General features: G+C 67.9%; 20 protein-coding genes. 6 read left to right on the top strand and 14 right to left on the bottom strand.

What is annotated here, in order from left to right; all coding sequences use genetic code 11:
* Window positions 1-14: 14 nt before the first annotated feature.
* Entirely contained in the window at window positions 15-926 is a 912-nt protein-coding gene (locus tag HWX00_RS30510) for an NmrA/HSCARG family protein (RefSeq protein ID WP_175027287.1), read from the bottom strand.
* A gap of 145 nt (window positions 927-1,071) precedes the next feature.
* Window positions 1,072-1,977 carry an alpha/beta hydrolase family protein gene (locus HWX00_RS30505; RefSeq protein ID WP_034190955.1) on the bottom strand — a complete coding sequence of 302 codons (906 nt, stop codon included), beginning with the start codon at window positions 1,975-1,977 and terminating at the stop codon, window positions 1,072-1,074.
* A 105-nt stretch (window positions 1,978-2,082) separates the two neighbouring features.
* On the opposite strand from HWX00_RS30505, the gene HWX00_RS30500 reads away from it, so the two are divergent.
* The gene (locus tag HWX00_RS30500; RefSeq protein ID WP_124609306.1) at window positions 2,083-2,979 is read left to right on the top strand and encodes a LysR family transcriptional regulator; all 897 of its coding nucleotides are present in this window, start codon (window positions 2,083-2,085) and stop codon (window positions 2,977-2,979) included.
* 177 nt (window positions 2,980-3,156) lie between these two features.
* Here the strand turns inward: HWX00_RS30500 and HWX00_RS30495 are convergent, their stop codons facing one another.
* The 7 genes from HWX00_RS30495 to argH form a co-directional block, all read right to left on the bottom strand.
* Window positions 3,157-4,533 carry an MmgE/PrpD family protein gene (locus HWX00_RS30495; protein WP_175027288.1) on the bottom strand — a complete coding sequence of 459 codons (1,377 nt, stop codon included), beginning with the start codon at window positions 4,531-4,533 and terminating at the stop codon, window positions 3,157-3,159.
* A complete protein-coding gene (locus HWX00_RS30490) occupies window positions 4,530-5,438 on the bottom strand; it encodes a polysaccharide deacetylase family protein (protein ID WP_175027289.1) in 909 nt (302 codons plus the stop codon). The genes HWX00_RS30495 and HWX00_RS30490 overlap by 4 nt, the downstream gene beginning before the upstream one ends.
* Window positions 5,435-6,304, bottom strand: a complete 870-nt coding sequence (locus HWX00_RS30485) for a polysaccharide deacetylase family protein (RefSeq protein WP_175027290.1) — start codon at window positions 6,302-6,304, stop codon at window positions 5,435-5,437. The genes HWX00_RS30490 and HWX00_RS30485 overlap by 4 nt, the downstream gene beginning before the upstream one ends.
* Window positions 6,305-6,311: 7 nt before the next feature.
* Complete coding sequence (locus tag HWX00_RS30480; protein WP_124609303.1) at window positions 6,312-7,145, bottom strand: ABC transporter substrate-binding protein; 834 nt, start codon at window positions 7,143-7,145, stop codon at window positions 6,312-6,314.
* Window positions 7,146-7,237: 92 nt separating this feature from the next.
* Window positions 7,238-8,041, bottom strand: coding sequence for an amino acid ABC transporter ATP-binding protein (locus HWX00_RS30475; protein WP_080287970.1), 804 nt, complete (start codon window positions 8,039-8,041; stop codon window positions 7,238-7,240).
* On the bottom strand, window positions 8,038-8,934 hold the full coding sequence (locus HWX00_RS30470) for an amino acid ABC transporter permease (RefSeq protein ID WP_082744696.1): 897 nt from the start codon (window positions 8,932-8,934) through the stop codon (window positions 8,038-8,040). Before HWX00_RS30470 ends, HWX00_RS30475 begins: the two co-directional genes overlap by 4 nt.
* On the bottom strand, window positions 8,928-10,361 hold the full coding sequence (gene argH / locus HWX00_RS30465; RefSeq protein WP_034190950.1) for an argininosuccinate lyase: 1,434 nt from the start codon (window positions 10,359-10,361) through the stop codon (window positions 8,928-8,930). The genes HWX00_RS30470 and argH overlap by 7 nt, the downstream gene beginning before the upstream one ends.
* A gap of 125 nt (window positions 10,362-10,486) precedes the next feature.
* On the opposite strand from argH, the gene HWX00_RS30460 reads away from it, so the two are divergent.
* Window positions 10,487-11,365, top strand: coding sequence for a LysR substrate-binding domain-containing protein (locus HWX00_RS30460; RefSeq protein ID WP_124609302.1), 879 nt, complete (start codon window positions 10,487-10,489; stop codon window positions 11,363-11,365).
* Between the two features lie 39 nt (window positions 11,366-11,404).
* Here HWX00_RS30460 and HWX00_RS30455 read toward each other — a convergent pair whose 3' ends face one another.
* The 3 genes from HWX00_RS30455 to HWX00_RS30445 all read right to left on the bottom strand — a co-directional run bounded on the left by HWX00_RS30455 (window position 11,405) and on the right by HWX00_RS30445 (window position 14,010).
* Complete coding sequence (locus HWX00_RS30455) at window positions 11,405-11,935, bottom strand: GNAT family N-acetyltransferase (protein ID WP_059557932.1); 531 nt, start codon at window positions 11,933-11,935, stop codon at window positions 11,405-11,407.
* Window positions 11,936-12,024: 89 nt separating this feature from the next.
* A complete protein-coding gene (locus HWX00_RS30450) occupies window positions 12,025-13,134 on the bottom strand; it encodes a DNA alkylation repair protein (protein WP_175027291.1) in 1,110 nt (369 codons plus the stop codon).
* Window positions 13,135-13,311: 177 nt separating this feature from the next.
* Window positions 13,312-14,010 (bottom strand): hypothetical protein, encoded by a 699-nt coding sequence (locus HWX00_RS30445; RefSeq protein ID WP_175027292.1) that lies wholly within the window; start codon window positions 14,008-14,010, stop codon window positions 13,312-13,314.
* 370 nt (window positions 14,011-14,380) lie between these two features.
* Between HWX00_RS30445 and HWX00_RS37210 the strand changes: the two genes are divergently transcribed.
* The 4 genes from HWX00_RS37210 to HWX00_RS30430 all read left to right on the top strand — a co-directional run bounded on the left by HWX00_RS37210 (window position 14,381) and on the right by HWX00_RS30430 (window position 16,803).
* Window positions 14,381-14,509 (top strand): hypothetical protein, encoded by a 129-nt coding sequence (locus HWX00_RS37210; RefSeq protein ID WP_257786220.1) that lies wholly within the window; start codon window positions 14,381-14,383, stop codon window positions 14,507-14,509.
* Between the two features lie 29 nt (window positions 14,510-14,538).
* Window positions 14,539-14,709 (top strand): helix-turn-helix domain-containing protein, encoded by a 171-nt coding sequence (locus tag HWX00_RS37335; protein ID WP_226194263.1) that lies wholly within the window; start codon window positions 14,539-14,541, stop codon window positions 14,707-14,709.
* Window positions 14,710-15,029: 320 nt separating this feature from the next.
* Entirely contained in the window at window positions 15,030-16,286 is a 1,257-nt protein-coding gene (soxC, locus tag HWX00_RS30435) for a sulfite dehydrogenase (RefSeq protein ID WP_175027293.1), read from the top strand.
* Window positions 16,279-16,803: a c-type cytochrome gene (locus tag HWX00_RS30430; RefSeq protein WP_175027294.1), complete on the top strand. Its 525-nt coding sequence runs from the start codon at window positions 16,279-16,281 to the stop codon at window positions 16,801-16,803. Before soxC ends, HWX00_RS30430 begins: the two co-directional genes overlap by 8 nt.
* Before the next feature lie 274 nt (window positions 16,804-17,077).
* On the opposite strand, the gene HWX00_RS30425 is transcribed toward HWX00_RS30430, so the two are convergent.
* Entirely contained in the window at window positions 17,078-17,965 is an 888-nt protein-coding gene (locus tag HWX00_RS30425; RefSeq protein ID WP_049036684.1) for an ABC transporter permease, read from the bottom strand.
* Complete coding sequence (locus tag HWX00_RS30420; protein ID WP_059557938.1) at window positions 17,962-18,951, bottom strand: ABC transporter ATP-binding protein; 990 nt, start codon at window positions 18,949-18,951, stop codon at window positions 17,962-17,964. Before HWX00_RS30420 ends, HWX00_RS30425 begins: the two co-directional genes overlap by 4 nt.
* Window positions 18,952-18,996: the final 45 nt, after the last annotated feature.

Raw genomic sequence — 18,996 nt, 5'->3', positions numbered from 1 at the left:
TCTTGCCACGCTGATCAAGCCGGCATGTTGACCTTGGCCCACTCCGCAAAGCCGGTGATCTGCCCGTTGACCAGCGCATCTGCGCGCGCCCTCTTGGCGTCCGCGTCAGGGCCGAAGTAACTGTAGTCTTCGAAGTAACCCATCATCGCGCAGACTTCGTCCGCGCCGGGATAGAACATTTCGTAGGCCTTGCCCGGCACCTGGTTCACCACCACGTTGTGGCCCTGCGCATTCAGGATATCCGCGAACGCCTGCCAGCTGTAAGCGTCGGCGCACAACGACAGAATCTGCCCCTGACCGGCTATCTCCGGATGGTCGAAGACTTCCTTGACCAACTTCCCCAGTTCGTGGATGTCGCCGGCATGGACGCTCTTGCTGTTGATATCCATCGGAACCGCCCAGGCCTTTTGATTCCCGTTCCCGGTGGGTTGCGGCGCCATCTGGCCAAGGAAATTCTGAAAGAAGAACGGCGCTTCGACGAAGCTGTAATCGGGAAAGCCCGCGTCGGCGATCACGGCGTTGGCCCGAGCTTTGTGGGTGAAGTGCGAAACCTCATACCGGCCGCCTGAAATTTCGTGAGCGTCGGGTAGCGTCGACCAGACCATGTGAGTCACGCCGGCAGATTTTGCGGCGCCGACCACATGCCTTACCTGATCGTATTCGCTCGTCCCTGTTGCGGGATCCCAGAAATTCGTGACCAGGAACACCCCATGGGCTCCGCTGAGCGCGGGCGCCAATGTGTCTACCCTGTTCAGATCTGCGGCAACCACTTCGACGCCTCGAGCGGCGAGCCGTTTGGCCTGATCCGAGCCGACATCTCGACTGATCGCCCGGACGGTATAACCGCCTTGATCGAGCAGCGCATTCACCACGCCTTGCCCCTGTCGCCCCGTCGCGCCAAACACGACAATGGTTTTTTCCGACATGGTCATTCTCCTGCGTTTTCTGCGGATTGCCGCTGATACCAAGGAGCCGAGGACATCGCTCGGGGAGCGGGATCCTCAGCGCTCGTCTCGCACCCAGTCGTAGCGGTGTGGTGCGTTCACATAGCGTGATCGAAGTGAAACGGACTCACTTCACATGCTTGTCGAACCATGCGATCAACTGCTCCGGGTGTTCGGAGAAGTAGTTGTAGCCATCCCAGCGCCGGGTGCTGCCTTCGAGCCAGAACAGCTGCTTGTCGGCAACGGGAATGTTGTCGAAGATCGACTGTACGTCGCCGGGCTTGGTCAGCGCGTCGTTACGCACCTGCAGCAGGAAGGCCGGCGCCTGCCAGTGCTTCGCGTATTCCAGCGGCGACACCTGGTCGATCCTGAAGCTGGTAATCAGCTGCACCTCGCGGTCGATCGCCTCGAACTGGTCCGCAAGCCCCATGTACTCGAGGTTGCGCTCGACCATGGCTCGCATCGAGATCGGCTGCACGGCAACAAGCGCCTGTACGTCGGCGAAGAGCTCCGGATATCGCGTCTTCGCGACGAAGGTGGCGTTCGCACCCATGCAGCGGCTGAGCAGGCCCAGCTTCATGCCACGGGTATCGGGGCGGGACTTGACGTACTTCAGCGAACCGGCGACGTCGCGGGATTCGAACAGGCCCCACGTGAAGATGTTGCCGTTGGCCGCGCCGCTCTGGCCGTGGTTGCGCGCGTCGTAGGTCAGCACGTTGTAGCCAGCCTCATGCAGGTGCTGATATTCCCGCATGTAGTTGACCTCGATGTCATTGCCCGGAACGAACTGCCACCGCGGCAGGTGCGAGGGGAAGCCGTAGCGGTTCATCGGCATCGGGTGGTTGGCGATCACCAGCTTGTTCGAGCCCGCTCGGGGAATCCACCACGCCTCCAGCGGAGTGCCGTCCAGGGACGGGAACGTGATGTCCTCGTACGCCATTCCATACTCGTCCGGCGTGTGGAGGATCGGTGCGCGGACCGGGGTGCTGAGGCCCTGGGCCAGCGTCGTGAGCATCTGCGAAGTATCGGGCATGACGGTTTCTCCTTAGCTATCCGATTCGGGAAGTTTTCCCAGTCCGCAGAAGATACGTCCGAGCCTTTCGTTGAACAAGACGGGCATTTTTAGTATCATCGTTCCATGAGTGGAACAATCGATCTCAACCAATTCCTGATCTTCATCCGGGTCATTCAGGCGGGAAGCCTGAGTGAGGCAGCGCGACGCCTGAACCTGCCGAAGTCCACGGTAAGCCGAAAAATCTCCGACCTGGAAGACCGGATCGGCGAGCGGCTCATTCAGCGCACGACACGCAAGCTCAGCCTCACCGAGGCCGGCCGCGTCCTGTTCGAACGCGTCGGCCCCGCCATGAGCGACATCGAAGAGGCGGAGAGCGCAGTGGCGGGAATGCGTGGGACGCCCCGTGGCGTGCTGCGGGTCGCGGCGCCGATGTCTTTCAGCCCACTCAGACCGATCATTGCCGAATACCTCGCTCGCCATCCCGACGTCGCGATCGAGTTGGTGAACTCAGATCGCCTTGTCGATCTCGTCGACGAGCGCTTCGACGTCGCGATTCGGGCGGGCGCACTCGTCGATTCGTCGCTCGTCGCACGCAAGCTCGGAACAGCACAGTTCATGCTGGTGGCGACGCCCGAATACTGCGAACGCCATGGCGTCCCGAAGACACCTGCCGAACTGACGAACCACGCCTGCATCGCCCTTGGCGGTAAAGCGACGTCGCGCGTCTGGCCTTTGGAATCAGGAAGCAAACGTACCGAAGTCCGCATTACGCCACGACTGATGGCCAACGACATCGAGATGGTTCGAGTGGCCGCTCTCGCCGGCGTGGGAATCGCATGGTTACCCAAGGCCTTGTGCACCGACGATCTCGACGGGAAGCGCTTGCGGCACCTGCTCGTCGACTGGTCCTGGGAAGACATTCCGGTCTATGCGCTCTACCCGACAAGACGTCATCTTTCGCCCAAGGTCGTCGCCTTCGTCGATCTGCTCGCCCAGCGGATCCGGTTGGGCAACGATTGACGTGCCGCGTGCGGCACGCTCGAACCGGATCCGGTGATCTCTCGAACCAGCTCAAATCGACGCGCGAAAGCGCGTCGGACATTCTTGTGGATGTTCATCCGGCCGGGTTCCTGGAAGATCGGGGGTTTGGCGACCTCCAGTCGCCCGGACCCCGTCCGGACGAACCATCGAACCAACCTATCGAAGCTTCACAGCCAGCCATTCGTTCATCACGCGCGCGTCCTCCAGCCGATCCAGCGCCAGGCAGGCGTCGCCCAGCGCATCGACCTGCGGCCGGTCGAACGCCATGCCCGCCAGCGTGCGATATTTCGCGAGCAAGGCCGCGTCCGGCAGCGGATTGCGCGGATCGCCGAGCGCGATCGGCACATGGCACGATGCCTGCCGCCCGTCCGTGCCATGCAGGATCACCGTCGGCTCGTCGAGATCGCCAAGCGCCGGGTCGACCTCGAGCGCGATGCGCGCCAGCAGTGCGGTCACGCGCGGATCGCTGCGCCGCGCCGCGCGATACACGCCGATTCCCGTGTCCCCGAATGCAAGCGCCGCCGCCACCGCATACGGCAGGCTCATCTGCGCGGACGACAGCGTCGTCAGATCGCAACCGCCGCACATGCGCACGACGAACGCGCTCGCGCGCACGACCACCCGCTCGATGTCGCCCGCATCGAGCCTGCGGCCGTTCGCGAGCTGCAGCGCCGCGTCGACGGCCGCATGCGCGCTGCGGCACGATGCGTGCGGCTTGATCGAACAGCGCATCAGCTTCCAGTGAGTGCCGAGGCCGTCGGTCAGTGCATCGGGCGCATGCGACTGCGCGGCGAACGTGCTGAAGAAACCGCCCCATACGTCGTCGAACACCCGCGCGGGGCCGCTCACGCCTTCGCGCGCAAGCAGCGCCGCGAGCACGCCGCCCTCCGCCGCCCGCCCGGCGTGCAGCCGCTTCGTCTGCGAACCGTCGTGGATGAAACTCCACAGGCCGCCCGCGAAACTCGCCGCATGGCCGAGCGCGTCGCGCGTGCGCGCGGCGTCGAGCCCGAGCACGCGCGCGCTCGCGGCCGCGGCGCCGAACACGCCGCAACTGAGCGTCGAGTGCCAGCCCGCCCCGTTGTGCGCCGCGTAGCCGCCCGCCGCTTCGAGCACGCGCCGGCCGACGTCGTAGCCGAGCACGATCGCCATCACGCATTCGCGCCCCGTCACCGGGCGGCCCGCGCACGACAGCGCGGCCAGCACGGCCGGCAACACCACCGCGCCCGAATGATCGCAGCCGCCGGAATCGTCGAGTTCGAGCGCGTGCGCGGCAATGCCGTTCACGAACGCCGCATCGCGCGCGCCCGCGGCGTGCCGCGTGCCCCACAGCGTCGCGCCGCCCTGCGCGACCGTGCCCGTCAGCGCGCGGGCGCTGCGCGTCTCGGCGGCACACGTGCCTGCCAGCGCCGCGCCGAGCGTGTCGAGCACATGACGCCGCGCCTTCGCGACGACGTCATCCGGCAATGCATCGGCGGCCGTTTGCGCGACGAATGCCGCCAGCCGGGTAGCGCGCGTTTCCGGCGCCGCCGTCATCGCGCGGACGCGTCTGCCACGCAGTGCGCGAATACGTCGACCGGATGGCCCGGCGGATTGACGGGCGCCTGCGCACGCCACCAGCGTGCGATGTCGCGCCCGGTCGCGAACCACGCGTCGCCCGCATCGCGCAGGTGCGCGAGCAATGCGCGCAGCAGGTCGATACGCCCCGCCGTGCCGATGATCTCCGGATGCAGACGCACCACGCAGCACAGCCCGAACCGCCGAAACCCGTCGACATCGCGCCGCCAGTTGTCGAGCACGTCGCGGTACGCCGCGATGCGCGGCTGGCCGACCGGCACCGGCGGCGACAGGTTGAACTCGAAGTACGGCTCGTCTTCGAGCTCGTAATGCAGCGGCAGCTCGACCAGCCGCGCGCCATGTGCGCCGCCGTCGCCGCGCGGATGCACGTACGGCAGATCGTCGCCGCGCCATGACGACGACCACGTGAAGCCTTCCGCCACGAGCCAGTCCGCGAAGCCGCCAGCCCAGTTGCCGGTGAACGAGCGAAACCCTTCCGCGTCGCGGCCGGTCGCATCCGCGAGCGCCGCGCGCCCGGCACGGCAGGCATCGATCTGCGCGGCGAGCGGCAGCGCATCGAAGTCTTCGCAGCGATACCCGCTCACGCCGAGTTCGTGGCCCGCCGCGCCGATCTCGCGCACCGCTGCCGCGTGGGTCTCGGCGACGATGCCCGGGACGAACCAGCTCGCGGGTACGCCGAACGCATCGAAGGTGTCGAGCAACCGCTCGACGCCGCGCGTCGCGCCGTAACGCCACACCGACAGCGATTTCTCGCGACCGGCGATACGCGGCTCGCGTGCCTGGATACCGTGAATGTCGTTGAAATCGACCGTGATCGCGACCGCGCAGCGCGCGCCGCCCGGCCACGCGGGAAGGGTCGTCATCGGCCGCTCCGTTGCGTTTGCGCCTCTCGCGCATGCTGCGCGAGCCACCAATCGGCCACTTCGCGACAACGCGCGAACCATACGCCATCGCGCGCGCGCATATGGCCGAGCCACGCCTCGAGCAGCGCGATGCGCCCTGGCTTGCCGCACACTTTCGGGTGCAGCAGCGTCGTCAGGCACAGCCCTTCCCGGTAGACGCCGTCGAACTCGCGCATCCAGTTGTCGAGCGTCGCGTCATAGCCGGCGATCCGATCGAGCCCGGCCGGATAGTCGGGGTTGCGGTGGTACGCGAGCGACGCGTAGTCGTCGGTTTCCCAGCGCCCCGGTATCTCGACGAGCGGCGGCTCGCCGTCCGCGCCGTGCAGAAGATACGGCCGGTCGTCGCCGCGCATCGAGCTGGAATAGCGCACACCGGCCTCGCGCAGCACGTCCACCGTCGCCGCGCTCCAGTCGCCGGACGGCGTGCGGAATCCGACTGGCCGCACGCCGAGCATCCGAACGAGGATCTCGGCCGACTGCGCCATGATCTCGCGCTGCCGATCCGGTTCGAGTGTCCAGAAGGCTTCGTGCCGGTAGCCGTGATAACCGATCTCGTGGCCGCGCTCGACGATCGCCGCGCATCGATCCGGCCACGTCCGCGCGACCCAGGCGGGCACGAAGAAGGTTGCGGGCACCTCGAACGACGCCAGCACGTCGAGCAGCCGGCCGAGCGCGCGCCACGGCCCGTAACTGCCGAGCGTGAAATACGCGGGGTTGCGCCAGATCGACCCGTTGAGCATCGCGTCGCCGGTCGGACCGTCGAGATCGAACGCGAGCGCGACGCATGCACGCTTCGCGTCCGGCCAGCGGGGAGCCAGATCCGTCATCGCGCGCTCAGTGCGTGCCGTTGATCATCGCCTTCGCCACCGCGTGTTCCTGCAGCCCCCACTTCGCGAGCAGCTTGTGGTACGACCCGTCCGCGATCATCTGGTTGAGCGCCGTGCTCAGCGCACCGCTCAGCGCGGTATTGCCCTTCGCGACGCCAATGCCCGTGTACTGCGACAGGAACGGCTTGCCGACCGGCGCGTACGCGTTCTGCTCGAGGCTGTTCTGGTACGGCAGCGTCTCGCCGCCCTGCACGGCCGCGTCGATACGGTTCTGGCGCAGCTGCATGCGTGCGTCCGACGAGCCGTCGGTGCCGACCACGACGATCGCCGGCTTGCCGGCCTTCACGCAGTTCTCCGCGCTCCATGCGGTCGTGTTGTCCGGGAACGACGTGCGCCGGCTCGACCCCACGCGTTTGCCGCACAGCGCGCTCATCTGCGCGAACTCGCCGGCGCGTGTCTTCAGCGTGTAGAACTGCGGCCCCGTCTCGATGTAGTCGACGAACGTCACCGCGTCGCGGCGCGTCGGCAGGTCGGTCATGCCGGAGAGGATCATGTCGACGCGTTGTGTCGCGACCGCGCTCATCATCTGGTCGAAACTCGTCTCGACCCAGTTCAGCTTCGCGCCCATCTTCGCGGCGAGCGCTTCGCCGAGATCGACGTCGAAGCCCGCCAGCTTGTCGGTGGCCGGATCCTTGTATTCGAACGGCGGATAGTTCGGCACGATCGCGACGTTCAGCGTGCGCTTCGCGCCGGCGGCCTGCGCGGTTGCGTGGGACGCATGCAGCGCGAGTGCGCCGAACGCGACAGCGGCCAGCGTGCGGGTCAGGACGGATGCTTTCATGGGATGTCGCCTTGTCATGGTGAGTAGTGAAGTGCTGCGCCGGTCTGCGTGCCGGCTCGCTCGGGTGCGGCGGGCCGGGCGGCCCGGCCCGCTCATGCGATCACGGCCGAGATGAAGTCGCGCGTGCGCGCATGCGACGGCGCGGACAGCACCTGTTCCGGCGGCCCGCTCTCGACGATCCGGCCGCCGTCCATGAACACGACGCGATCGGCCACCTCGCGCGCGAAGCCGAGCTCGTGCGTGACGACGATCATCGTCATGCCGCTCTTCGCGAGATCGCGCATCACGGCGAGCACTTCGCCGACGAGTTCGGGATCGAGCGCCGACGTCGGCTCGTCGAACAGGATCAGTTGCGGATGCATCGCCAGCGCCCGCGCGATCGCGACGCGTTGCTGCTGGCCGCCCGACAGCTCGACCGGAAACGCGTCGCATTTGTGCGCGAGCCCGACGCGCGCCAGCAGCGCGCGCGCCTCCTCCTCGGCTTGCGCGCGGCGGCGCTTGAGCACCTGCACGGGGCCCTCGATCACGTTCTCGAGCGCGGTCTTGTGCGGGAACAGGTTGAAGCGCTGGAACACCATGCTCGTCGCCAGCCGCTGGCGTGCGACCTGACGCTCCGACAGCGCGTGGAGCCGGTTGCCGGTGCGGCGGTAGCCGGCCAGTTCGCCGTTGACCCACAGCGCGCCCGCGCTGATCGTCTCGAGCTGGTTGATGCAGCGCAGGAACGTGCTCTTGCCCGAGCCCGACGGCCCGATGATGCACAGCACTTCGCCCTGCGCGACGTCCAGCGTGATACCGTGCAGCGCCTGGAAATCGCCGTACGCCTTGCGTACGTCCACGGCGCGAACGACTGCGTTCGTCATGACGTTCTCCCGATGGTTGACGGTCGCGTCGCTCATGCGCGGCCTGCCGCACGGCCCGCGCCGCGCGCGAAGCGCCGTTCGACGCGGGCCTGCGCGAGCGACAGCACGGTGACGACCGCGAGATACCAGATGCCCGCGACGATCAGCAGCTCGATCACGCGGGCGTTCGCGTAGTAGATGTTCTGCGCGTTGTGCAGCATCTCCGCGTACTGGACGACGCTCGCGAGCGAGGTCAGCTTGACCATGCCGATCAGCTCGTTGCCGATCGGCGGCACGATCACGCGCATCGCCTGCGGCAGGATGATGCGGCGCAGCGCCTGCAAGTGCGGCATGCCGATCGATTTCGCGGCCTCGTACTGGCCGGTATCGACCGACAGCAGCCCCGCGCGCACGACTTCCGACGTATACGCGCCCTGGTTGATGCCGAGCCCGAGCAGCGCGGCAAGGAACGGCGTCATCACGTCGACGGTCCGGAATTCGGCGATGCCCGGGATGCCGAGGGTCGGAAACACCAGCGCGAGGTTGAACCACAGCAGCAGCTGCAGGATGATCGGCGTGCCGCGAAACAGCCAGATGTAACCCTGCGCGATCGCGCCGAGCACCGGGTTCGACGACAGCCGCATCACCGCGGTGACGACGCCGAGCACGATGCCGAGCGTCATCGCGAGGACGGTCATCACGATCGTGTTGCCGAGCCCGGTCAAGATCGAGCGCGCGGTCAGGAACTGGCCGACGACGCGCCACTCGATCTGCCCGCGCGCGAACGCGACGGCCACGTAGGCGAGCGCGACGATGATCGCGATCGAGGCGGCATAACGGCCCCAGTAGCGCCGGCGCACGCGCACGAGGCCGGCGGTCTCGTCTGCCGCGGCGCCGGCCGGCACCGGCGATGCGCCATCGAGGCGCCGCGAATCGGATGCACTCAGCATGACGGCCCCCGGTAGTCGGCCGCCCACGCGGCCTGGCGTTCGATCGCGCCGCTCAGGCGGCCGATCTGTTCGCGCACGCGTGCGGGCGACGTGCCGCCCGCGCCGCCGCGCGCCGCCACGGCCGCGTCGAGCGTCAGATGCGCGCGCACCGCCGGCGCGAGGCGCGGATCCACGGCCTGCAGCTGCTCCGCGCTCGCGTCGGCCAGTTCGATGCCGTCGTGCTCGCACACGCGCACGAGCGCGCCGGTGATCTCGTGTGCCTCGCTGAACGGCACGCCCGTCAGCGCGAGCCAGTCCGCGACCTCGGTGGCGAGCGTGAAGCCGAGCGGCGCCTGACGGCGCATCTCGTCGACGTTCACGCGCATCGTGCGAATCATCCCCGCCATCGCCGGCAGCACGAGTCCGAGCGTATCGATCGAATCGAACGCGGCGATCTTGTCTTCCGCGAGATCGCGGTTGTACGCGAGCGGCAGCGATTTCAGCGTCGCGAGCAGGCCGGACAGGTTGCCGATCAGGCGCCCCGCCTTGCCGCGCGTCAGCTCCGCGATGTCGGGGTTCTTCTTCTGCGGCATGATCGAGCTGCCGGTCGCGTAGCTGTCGTCGAGTTCCACCCAGCGGAATTGCCGCGACGTCCACAGGATCACTTCTTCCGACAGGCGGGACAGGTTCACGGCCAGCATGCTCGTGACGAACACGAATTCGGCGACGTGATCGCGCGCGGCCACCGCGTCGATCGAGTTCTCGCAGGGTGCGTCGTAACCGAGCTCCCGCGCCGACAGCTCGGGCCGCACGCAGATCGCCGAGCCGGCGAGCGCAGCGGCGCCGAGCGGCGAACGCGCAGTGCGACGGTCCCAGTCGACCAGGCGGTCGGCATCGCGATACAGCGCCTGCGCGTGCGCGAGCAACTGATGCCCGAACACGATCGGCTGCGCGGGCTGCAGATGGGTGAAGCCGGCGGTCACCGTGTCGACGTGCCGGCTCGCCTGGCCGACCAGCGCATCCTGCAGGTCGAGCACGCCGCGCACGAGCCGGCGTGCGTGGTCGCGCAGATACAGGCGCAGGTCGTTCGCCGCCTGGTCGTTGCGCGAACGCCCGGCGCGCAGCTTGCCGCCGAGCGCCGGCAGCCGCTGCGTGAGCACCCGTTCGAGAAACGTATGGACATCCTCGTCGGCGAGCGACGGCGCGATCGCGCCCGCGGCGTAATCGCGTGCGATGCCGTCCAGCGCGGCCAGCAGTTGCGCGAGTTCGTCGTCGTTCACGATGCCGGCGCGGTTCAACTCGCGCGCATGCGCGCGCGAGCCGGCCAGGTCGTACGGCACGAGGCGGAAGAAACTCGGATCGGAACGCGATAGGTTCTGCAACGCGTCGGACGGTTCGGACTGGAAACGGCCGCCCCACAGGCGTTCGATCGGTTCGGTAAGGCTCATTGCGGTCGACCTCGACTCGGTTGGATGCCCCCAACTGTAGGCATTCAATTTTTTTTGTTGTAGCGAGAAATTGAATCCGCTTAAATGAAATTTTTCTCAGTATCGTCGCCGCCGACGCTCCCCCGATGCGCAACCGCCTGCCCCCGCTGAATCCGCTTCGCGCCTTCGAGGCCGCTGCCCGGCGCGGCAGCGTGGCGGCCGCCGCCGACGAGCTGCACGTGACCGCGAGCGCGGTCAGCCACCAGATCCGCATTCTCGAAAGCACGCTCGGCATCGCGCTGTTCGTCCGATCGAAGGCGCGCGTGAAGCTCACGCCCGAAGGCGAGGGGCTGCTGAAACCGGTCAGCGCCGCGTTCGACATGATCGCGAACGCCACCGTCAGGCTCGAATCGCCGGCCGCCGTCGGCGATCTCGCCGTATCGACGCCGCTGTCGCTGACGTCGCGCTGGCTCGCCCGGCACATCGGCGATTTTCTCGAGCGCTACCCGGGCATTCATCTGAAAGTGATTCCGTCGAACGACGAGCGCGAGATCCATTCGCCGGACGTCGACGTCTGCATCCGCTACGGGGAGGGCAACTGGCGCAACCGGCATGTCGAGCTGCTCGCGCATCCGGCGCTGTTCCCGGTCGTGAGCCCCGCGCTGATGAACGGGCGCGATGCGATCCGCAAGGTGCAGGATCTCGCCGGGCGCACGCTGTTCTGCGAACATGCGGGCTCGTGGATGCGCTGGCTGGCCGAAGCGAACGCCGACAGGCTGCCGGGCATCCGCATCCTCGAGATCGGCAACGCGCACATCGGCGTCGAGGCCGCGGTACACGGGCAAGGCGTCGCGCTCGGCGACAGCCTGTCGGTGCGCGACGACCTGATCGACGGCACGCTCGTGCGGCCGTTCAGCGAGACGGTGCCGTCACGCCACGCGTACTATCTCGTCACGCGTCACGAGCTGACCGAGGCGCCGCTCGTGACCGCGTTCACGTCGTGGCTGCGCGCCCGTCTGGTGTGACGCGTGCCGCCGGCGGGTACCGCGGCGGCCGTGGTGCGATCAGGACGCGAGGCGCGCCAGGTCGTCCCATACGATGACGACGTTGTGCGACCGCCAGACCGGCCCCGCATCGACGTACTCGCCCGCGAGCCGGCCATCCAGCGCCGCGTAGAAGGCGAGCGCGGCATCGTTGCCCTTGACCACGCTCAACGCGGCGCCCGGATAATGCAAGCGACTCAAATGCGTCGCGAGTCGTGCGAGCAGCTGGCGGCCGATGCCGCGGCGCTTGAATTCGGGATCGACGTACAGGAACTTGATTTCGCCGCGGCCGCCGAATACGGGCTCCGACGGCGCGCCGGCCATCCCGATGCCGACGATCCTGCCGCCGGCGTGTGCCACGAGCACCCGTTGACGGCCGTCGTTCGACATCAGCTTTTCCCGCCATGTCTTGCCGCGGTAATGCTCGTCGAGAATCGCATGGGCCTGCGCCGGCGCGAGGTCCCGATAGGTATGCCGCCAGACCTTCACGTGAAAATCGGCGATCGCCTGCGCATCGTCGATATGGGCAGTCCTGATGGATATTCCGGTCATGGAAGATTCTCTCGGCGGCCACGCAGGCGCGGATGCGGTACACGCGGGGGATTGTCGACGATCCGGTCGGCGATGTCGAACGGCCATCCTCACATCGCAAGCTCGAAGAACGACCGCGCGACGACCTGGCCGTTGACGATCAGCTCGACCTCGTGCCGGCCCGCATAGTGCCGCCGCGTCGTGAAATCGCGGATCGCCCGGCTGTGCCGCAGCGCGACGCGCGCGCCGGGCTCGAGCGTCAGCCCCTTCAGCTTGAACACTTTCGGTGACGCCTCGCCATTTTGCTTCACGTACGCGATCCGGTAATCGACGACGAGCCGCTGCGCGGTGTCGGCCGTGGAATGCAGCTCGCAGTCGAGCGTGATCGATTCGCCGAGCACCACCTGCGCGGGCGTCACGCCGAACGGGCCGACGGCAAGCCGCGGCGCGCGTTCGGCACCGAGTATCGCGAGTGCGCGCGCATCGCCCTGCTTCACGAGCGTGCGCAGCGCATGCCGGACGATCCAGCGCGTATGCGGATGGTCACCGCCCCAGCGTTCCGCACGGTCGAGCACCCAGGCCGGATGCGACTTCGCCACGTCGTTCAGGTGATTCGCGACCGAGCGGCGCACGTAGGCGCTCGGGTCCGCGCGCAGCGTGTCGAGAATCGGCGCCGCGAGTGCCGGGTCGGCCTCGATGTCGCGCAGGCGGAACGACCACGGCAGGCGCGGGCGGCTTCCCTCGCTGGCCAGCCGTCGCACGGCATCGTCCGCGTCGTGCGACCAGGCTTCCATGGTGGCGAGCGCACGCGCGGTATCGACGCGCAGGAATTCGCGCACCGCGAATTCCGACGTACCGAACGACGTGAAGCCTTTCAGCGCGTCCATCGAACGGTCGAACGCATGCCGACCGTACTGCCCGACGTAATCGGGTGCGATGAGCGACACGAATCCGCGGCCCAATCGTGGCGCCGCCTCCTGCAGCAACGCCAGCCCGGCGTCGTAGCCGCCGGGCAATGCATGCGCCGCCGCATCGATCGCCACGCTGGCGCGCCTGACGCGCGCCATCAGCGTCAGGTCGTCGAGGCCGTCGAGCGCCGTCGTCAGAAATGCCACCCGGTCGAAACCGGGTTCGATCGCATGCAGCAGGTCGGACAGTGTTCGGAATTGTTGCTCGCCCAACGAATCTTTCAGCGGGGCCGCAGCCTGAGTAGTGGTCATGACGGAAGAGCGCCGGTGTGCGCCGCGGATCAACGGATACGAAAGCGCACAGTATCGCCGAAGCTCGTGCCAATTCCTGTCAGTAGACTATGTGCGGCCGGAACCCTCTCGCGTGAGACTCAGCCGGCACACGTGGATCGCCTCGCCGGCGAGGGCGTCACGGGCGCACGCCGCCCTTCACGGCTGCTCGCGCGAAACGCCTCCGGCGAACCGGTTTCGCCACTGCCCGCCGGCGAACGCAACGACGATCAGCGACAGGTAACCGGCGACGAGCAGATGCCGCCAGCTGTCGAGCGCGGCGCGATGGGCCACCAGCGCGGCGTCGGGGGCCGGCGCGGCGAGACTGCCCGGCACGACCGCGCGCGTCATCTGCACGAATCCGGCCGCCGACAGCACGGGCAGCAGGATGAGCATGCCCAGCAGCACGAACCGCGCGCGATGGAAAAACGCGCGCCGGCGCAAATGAAACCATAGCCCGAGGCTGCCGTGCACCCACCCGGGAGCGAGCAGCGCGATCTGCAGGCCCTGCGTGCCGCTCGTCAGCAACGCCACGACGACCCGCGCGTAGTTCGGTTCGAAGCCGTAGAACGACGTCGCGACGCGTGTGCCGACGACGTGACGGATCAACAGCAGCGGCAGGCTGAGTCCGGCCCACAGACGCAGCCATTCGGCGGGCGGCAGCGCCCAGTGCCGGCGGCCGTAGATGGTGCGGATCGCCAGCGCGAAATGCAGGCCGGCCGCGCCGTACAGCAGGATCGTTCCGGGCACGCTTTGCCAGACGCCGATCGCCAGATGCAGGCCGCGCTCGGCGACGTCGATCGACCAGATGCCGAGCGCGTGATTGATCATGTGAATGGAAATATAGATCCATAACATGATGCCGGACCCGAGCTGCAGCCTTCGCGCGGCACCGCGCACGTGGTCCCGGAACGCCAGCGACCGTGGCGCGTCGTTCGTCGTCGAGGCGGAACCGCGATCGCACGATGACCGGTCCGGAACGTCCCCGCGTAGCTGCTCCCCGTCGCTCATGGCTCCTCCCTGTCGATGCGTCCGGCACTTGATCCGCATACCGCGGCGCGGGCCGGTTTATTCCGGCAACGTGCGACATCCCGCAGGCGAAGCACTTCGCGCGGCGGCGGGAATAGACGCCGTATGCGCAGGGTATACCGTGTGCGGGCACGACGGATCGCGCTCGTGACGCGCCGCCCCGCTTCCCCTCGCGGCGAGCGGGTTCGAGGAGACCATCATGTCCAACGTTCTGTCGCACTGGATCCTGATCGGCTGCGACGCATACGACGAGTATGTGTTCGTGCCGTGGCTCGGCAAATCGCTGTATCTGAGGACGGTCGCGCTGCGTCGCGTGTGCCTGCTGTGACAGGTTGGTCAGCGTAACTGGACAATGATATGGACCCGAATCTTCTGCCGCTGCTCCCTGCGGCCGCGAAAGAACGGAATTTCCGCGCGGCGGCAGACCGGATGGGCGTCACCCGCTCCGCGGTCGGCCAGGGCATCCGGCGCTTGCGGTTGACGCACGCCGCCCCACGTGAAAGCCCCCGCGATGGTCTTCACATATGAGGCTCGTCAGGTCGTCCCACACGAAGGCGATGATGTGCGACCGCCGAACCGGTCCCGGATCAACATACTCGTCTGCTGGCCGGCAATTCGGCGCTTCGTAGACGTAGACAAAAATAAGGTTGTCATCGTGCGTGGCATCGCGAAAACCGTGTCAACTCCCGGCGATGGCGCCGCAGCGCCCAGCCGCTGCGGTCACGCGTTGTACGCCCGCGAAATAGTCGCGATAAGCAAAGCGGGAATCGTTGTTTGCCGCGCCGCGCCCGGTTGCCGAGAATGTGCGTTTCCCCGCGCGTGGCTCCCGCGTGCACACGTGCCCGACCATGACCGATTCCCGCTTTCCTCCCCGCGCTTCGCGCCCCGGCCGGCGCGCCGCGCTGCGCCAGCTCGCCGGCGGCTGGGCGGCGGCGATGCTGCCTGCCGGCAGCGCGCTCGCGAGCCAGCCGCTCGAGGTGCCGCCATGGACGCGTGCGCCCGGTGCGCCACTGCTGTCGCCACCCTACGGCGTGCCGGGGCAGCACGAGCGCGACGTGATACGCCGCAGCGCCCGCACGCCTGCGCTGCCCGGTTCCGGCTCGTCGATGACGCCGCTCGCCGACCTGTTCGGCGACATCACGCCGAACGGGCTCGTCTACGAGCGTCATCACGCGGGCGTGCCGGACATCGATGCGCAACGCCATCGGGTCGTCGTGCACGGCCTCGTGCGCGAGCCGCGCGTCTTCACGCTCGACGACCTGCTGCGCTTTCCGTCCGAATCGCGGATCCACTTCCTGGAATGCTCGGGTAACACGGGCAGCGAATGGAACGGCCCGAGCGGGCTGCCGGTCCAGTTCACGCACGGCTTGCTGTCGTGCTGCGAATGGACCGGCGTCCGGCTGTCGACGCTGCTCGACGAGACGGGCATCGATCCCGACGCACGCTGGCTGCTCGCCGAAGGCGCGGACTGCGCGGCGATGACGCGCAGCCTGCCGCTCGACCGGATCCTCGAGCGCGCGCTGGTCGTCTATGCGCAGAACGGCGAACGGCTGCGCCCCGAGAACGGCTACCCGGTGCGGCTGATCGTGCCGGGTTTCGAAGGCAACACGAACATCAAGTGGCTGCGACGGCTGAAGCTGGTGCGTGCGCCCGAGATGACGCGCGAGGAAACGTCGAAATACACGAATCTGCTGCCCGACGGCTGCGCGCGCCAGTTCGTGTTCGAGATGGACGCGAAATCGGTGATCACGCGGCCGTCGGCCGGCCATCGGCTCGCCGCGCACGGCTATTACCCGATCAGCGGCTACGCGTGGTCGGGCCGCGGCCGGATTCGCGCCGTCGACGTGTCGACCGACGGCGGTCGCACGTGGCAACCCGCACGGCTCGCCGGCGACGTACGCGATCGTGCGTTGACACGCTTCGAGGCCGACTGGGTATGGCGCGGCGAGCCGGCCGACCTGCAAAGCCGGGCAACCGACGAAACCGGCTACGTGCAGCCGACCCGCGACGCGCTCGTCGCCGCACGCGGCCTGAACTCGCAGTACCACTACAACGGCATCCAGAATTGGCGCGTGGGCACGGACGGCGAGGTGCGCAATGCGTAAGGTGCTCGTTTGCCTGCTGGCGAGCTGCGCGATGACGTCGGGCGCGTTCGGCGCCGGCTTCGGCCTCGGACAGCCGGTCGATCGCGCGGCGCTCGCCGCGTGGGACATCGACGTCGCGCCGGACGGCACCGGCCTGCCACCCGGCGCGGGCACGGTCGCACGCGGCGGCCACGTGTTCGCCGACAAATGCGCGATGTGTCACGGCGCCGGCGGCGAAGGCGGTGTCGGCGATCCGCTCGTGGGCGGCATCGGCTCGCTCGCGAGCGCGAAACCCAAAAAGACGGTCGGCAGCTACTGGCCCTACGCGACGACGCTGTTCGACTATATTCGCCGGGCAATGCCGTACAACGCGCCGCAATCGCTGAGCGCGGACGACGTCTACGCGGTCACCGCGTACGTCCTCCACCTGAACGGCATCGTGCCCGGCGACGCCCGGCTCGACGCGCGCACGCTGCCGCGCGTGAAGATGCCGAACCACGACGGCTTCGTGCCCGACCCAAGGCCGGGCAAGCTATGACCCGTCTCGCTCCGCTTGCCGCCGCATCGGGCAGTGCACCCGCGCACGTCGCGCCATGCGTCGCGCGGATCGACCGCATCACGGGCAGTCATTCGGCAGATCCTTGTTCGCGTAGATCGGAGAGCATCGCGGCGGCGCACGACGCGGCATCCGTTATGCGGCGTACGTGACACGCCGTCCGCAAGTACAGGGACCCACCCGCCGCGCGCGAAAAGCCGACTTCAGCTTACGTTCCGCATGCGCCGGGATTGATCGCGTCCGGACGCGTCAATGCTCAGTGCTGAATGCCCCAGCGCCGCACGGTCGCGCGTTCGAGCGTATCGAACACGAGGTTTTCAACCAGCAGCCCGATCACGATGACGGCCGCGAGGCCCGCGAACACGCGATCCGTATACAGCTCGTTGCGGTTCTGGAAGATGTACCAGCCGAGCCCGCCCTGGCCCGCGCTCGCGCCGAACACGAGCTCGGCCGCGATCAGCGTGCGCCACGCGAATGCCCAGCCGACGCGCAACCCCGACAGGATCGACGGCAGCGCGGCAGGCACGAGAATCAGCGCGATCTGGCGCAGGCCCGTGAGCCCGTAGTTGCGCCCGGCCATTTTCAGCGTGACCGGTACGCCGGCGAAGCCGGTATACATGCTCAGCGCGAGCGGCCACAGCACCGCGTGCACGAGCACGAACAGCAGGCTGCCGGTGCCGAGCCCGAACCACAGCAGCGCGATCGGCAACAACGCAATGGACGGCAGCGGATTGAACATCGACGTGAGCATCGTCAGCAGATCGCGGCCGATGCGCGTGGACACGGCAAGCGACGTGAGCGCGAACGCCAGCAGCACGCCCAGCGCATAGCCGCGCAGCAGCACCGACATCGAGATGCCGGTCTTGACCAGCAGTTCGCCCGACTCGATGCCTTGCACGAATGCGGCCAGCGTCGCACCGAAGGTCGGGACGAGCAGATCGTTCGCGACGATGCGCGCGACGATCTCCCATGCGGCGATCAGCACGAGCGCGATGACGCCGCGGCGAAACCACGCGGCCCCGGCGATGCGGCGCAGCAGCGGTGCCGGCGCCGCGCGCTCGGCTTCGGGCGGCGTGACGAGCGTGCGGGTGTATTCGTCGCGCACGGGCGGCAGCGGCGGCAGGACCGGATCGATCGTACTCATGATGCGGCGTCCTCCGTCGTCGGTACATGGGGGGCGTCGGTGTCGAATAGCAGGCGATGGATCCGTGCGACGTTGTCGCGGAAGTCGCCGGTGTCGACGTTGTCGAGCGAATGCTCGTGACTGTTGAGTTCCGCGCGCACGCGGCCCGGGTGCGGCGACAGCAGCAGAATCCGGTTGCCGACCACGAGCGCCTCCTCGATCGAATGCGTGACGAACAACAGCGTGAAGCGGAATTCGTCCCACAGCCGCAGCAGTTCCTCCTGCATCTTGCGGCGCGTGAGCGCATCGAGCGCGGCGAACGGTTCGTCCATCAGCAGCACGCGCGGCTGCATCGCCAGCGCCCGCGCGATCGCGACGCGCTGTTTCATGCCGCCCGATAACGTATGCGGATAGGCGTCGGCAAACGCGCCCAGGCCGACCTTGTCGAGATAGTGCAGCGCGCGCTCGCGTGCTTCGGCGCGCGACAGCTTGGCGGCGACACGCAACGGAAACGCGACGTTCTCGACGACCGTCTTCCACGGCGGCAACTGGTCGAATTCCTGGAACACGACGACGCGGTCGGGCCCCGGCCCGCGCACGGGCCGGCCGTCGAGCGCGATCGAACCCGAGACCGGCTCGATGAAGCCGGCGATTGCCTTCAGCAGCGTCGACTTCCCGCATCCCGACGGGCCGAGCAGCACGAAGCGGTCGCTGCCGTACACGTCGAAGCTCACCTGATGCGTCGCGCGCACGATCCGCGCGCCGCTGCGGTATTCGAGGCTGACCTGGTCGATGGCCAGCAGGCGTTCGCTGTGCGCACCGGCCTGCGCGGCATCCCCTGCCGGCTGCCCGGCGGCGCCTGTATCGGGGGCGGCGGATGCGACCGGCGACGCGCCGCCGCGTGCCGCATACGGCGGCAACCAGGTTCGGGGAGAAGTGGCGTTCACGATCGAATCTCTTGCGGGAAAAACATCAACATACGGCCGGGCGTCGCGCGGACCAACCATCGATTGCGCATATCGAAACCGCGCCGACGCATAAGCGTCGATCGC

This window comes from Burkholderia seminalis DSM 23518 (genome assembly GCF_902832885.1).
In the GTDB taxonomy this organism is placed as follows: Bacteria; Pseudomonadota; Gammaproteobacteria; order Burkholderiales; family Burkholderiaceae; genus Burkholderia; species Burkholderia seminalis.
The sequence above is the reverse complement of the archived record's forward strand: the minus strand, read 5'-3'. Positions and strand labels throughout refer to the sequence as shown.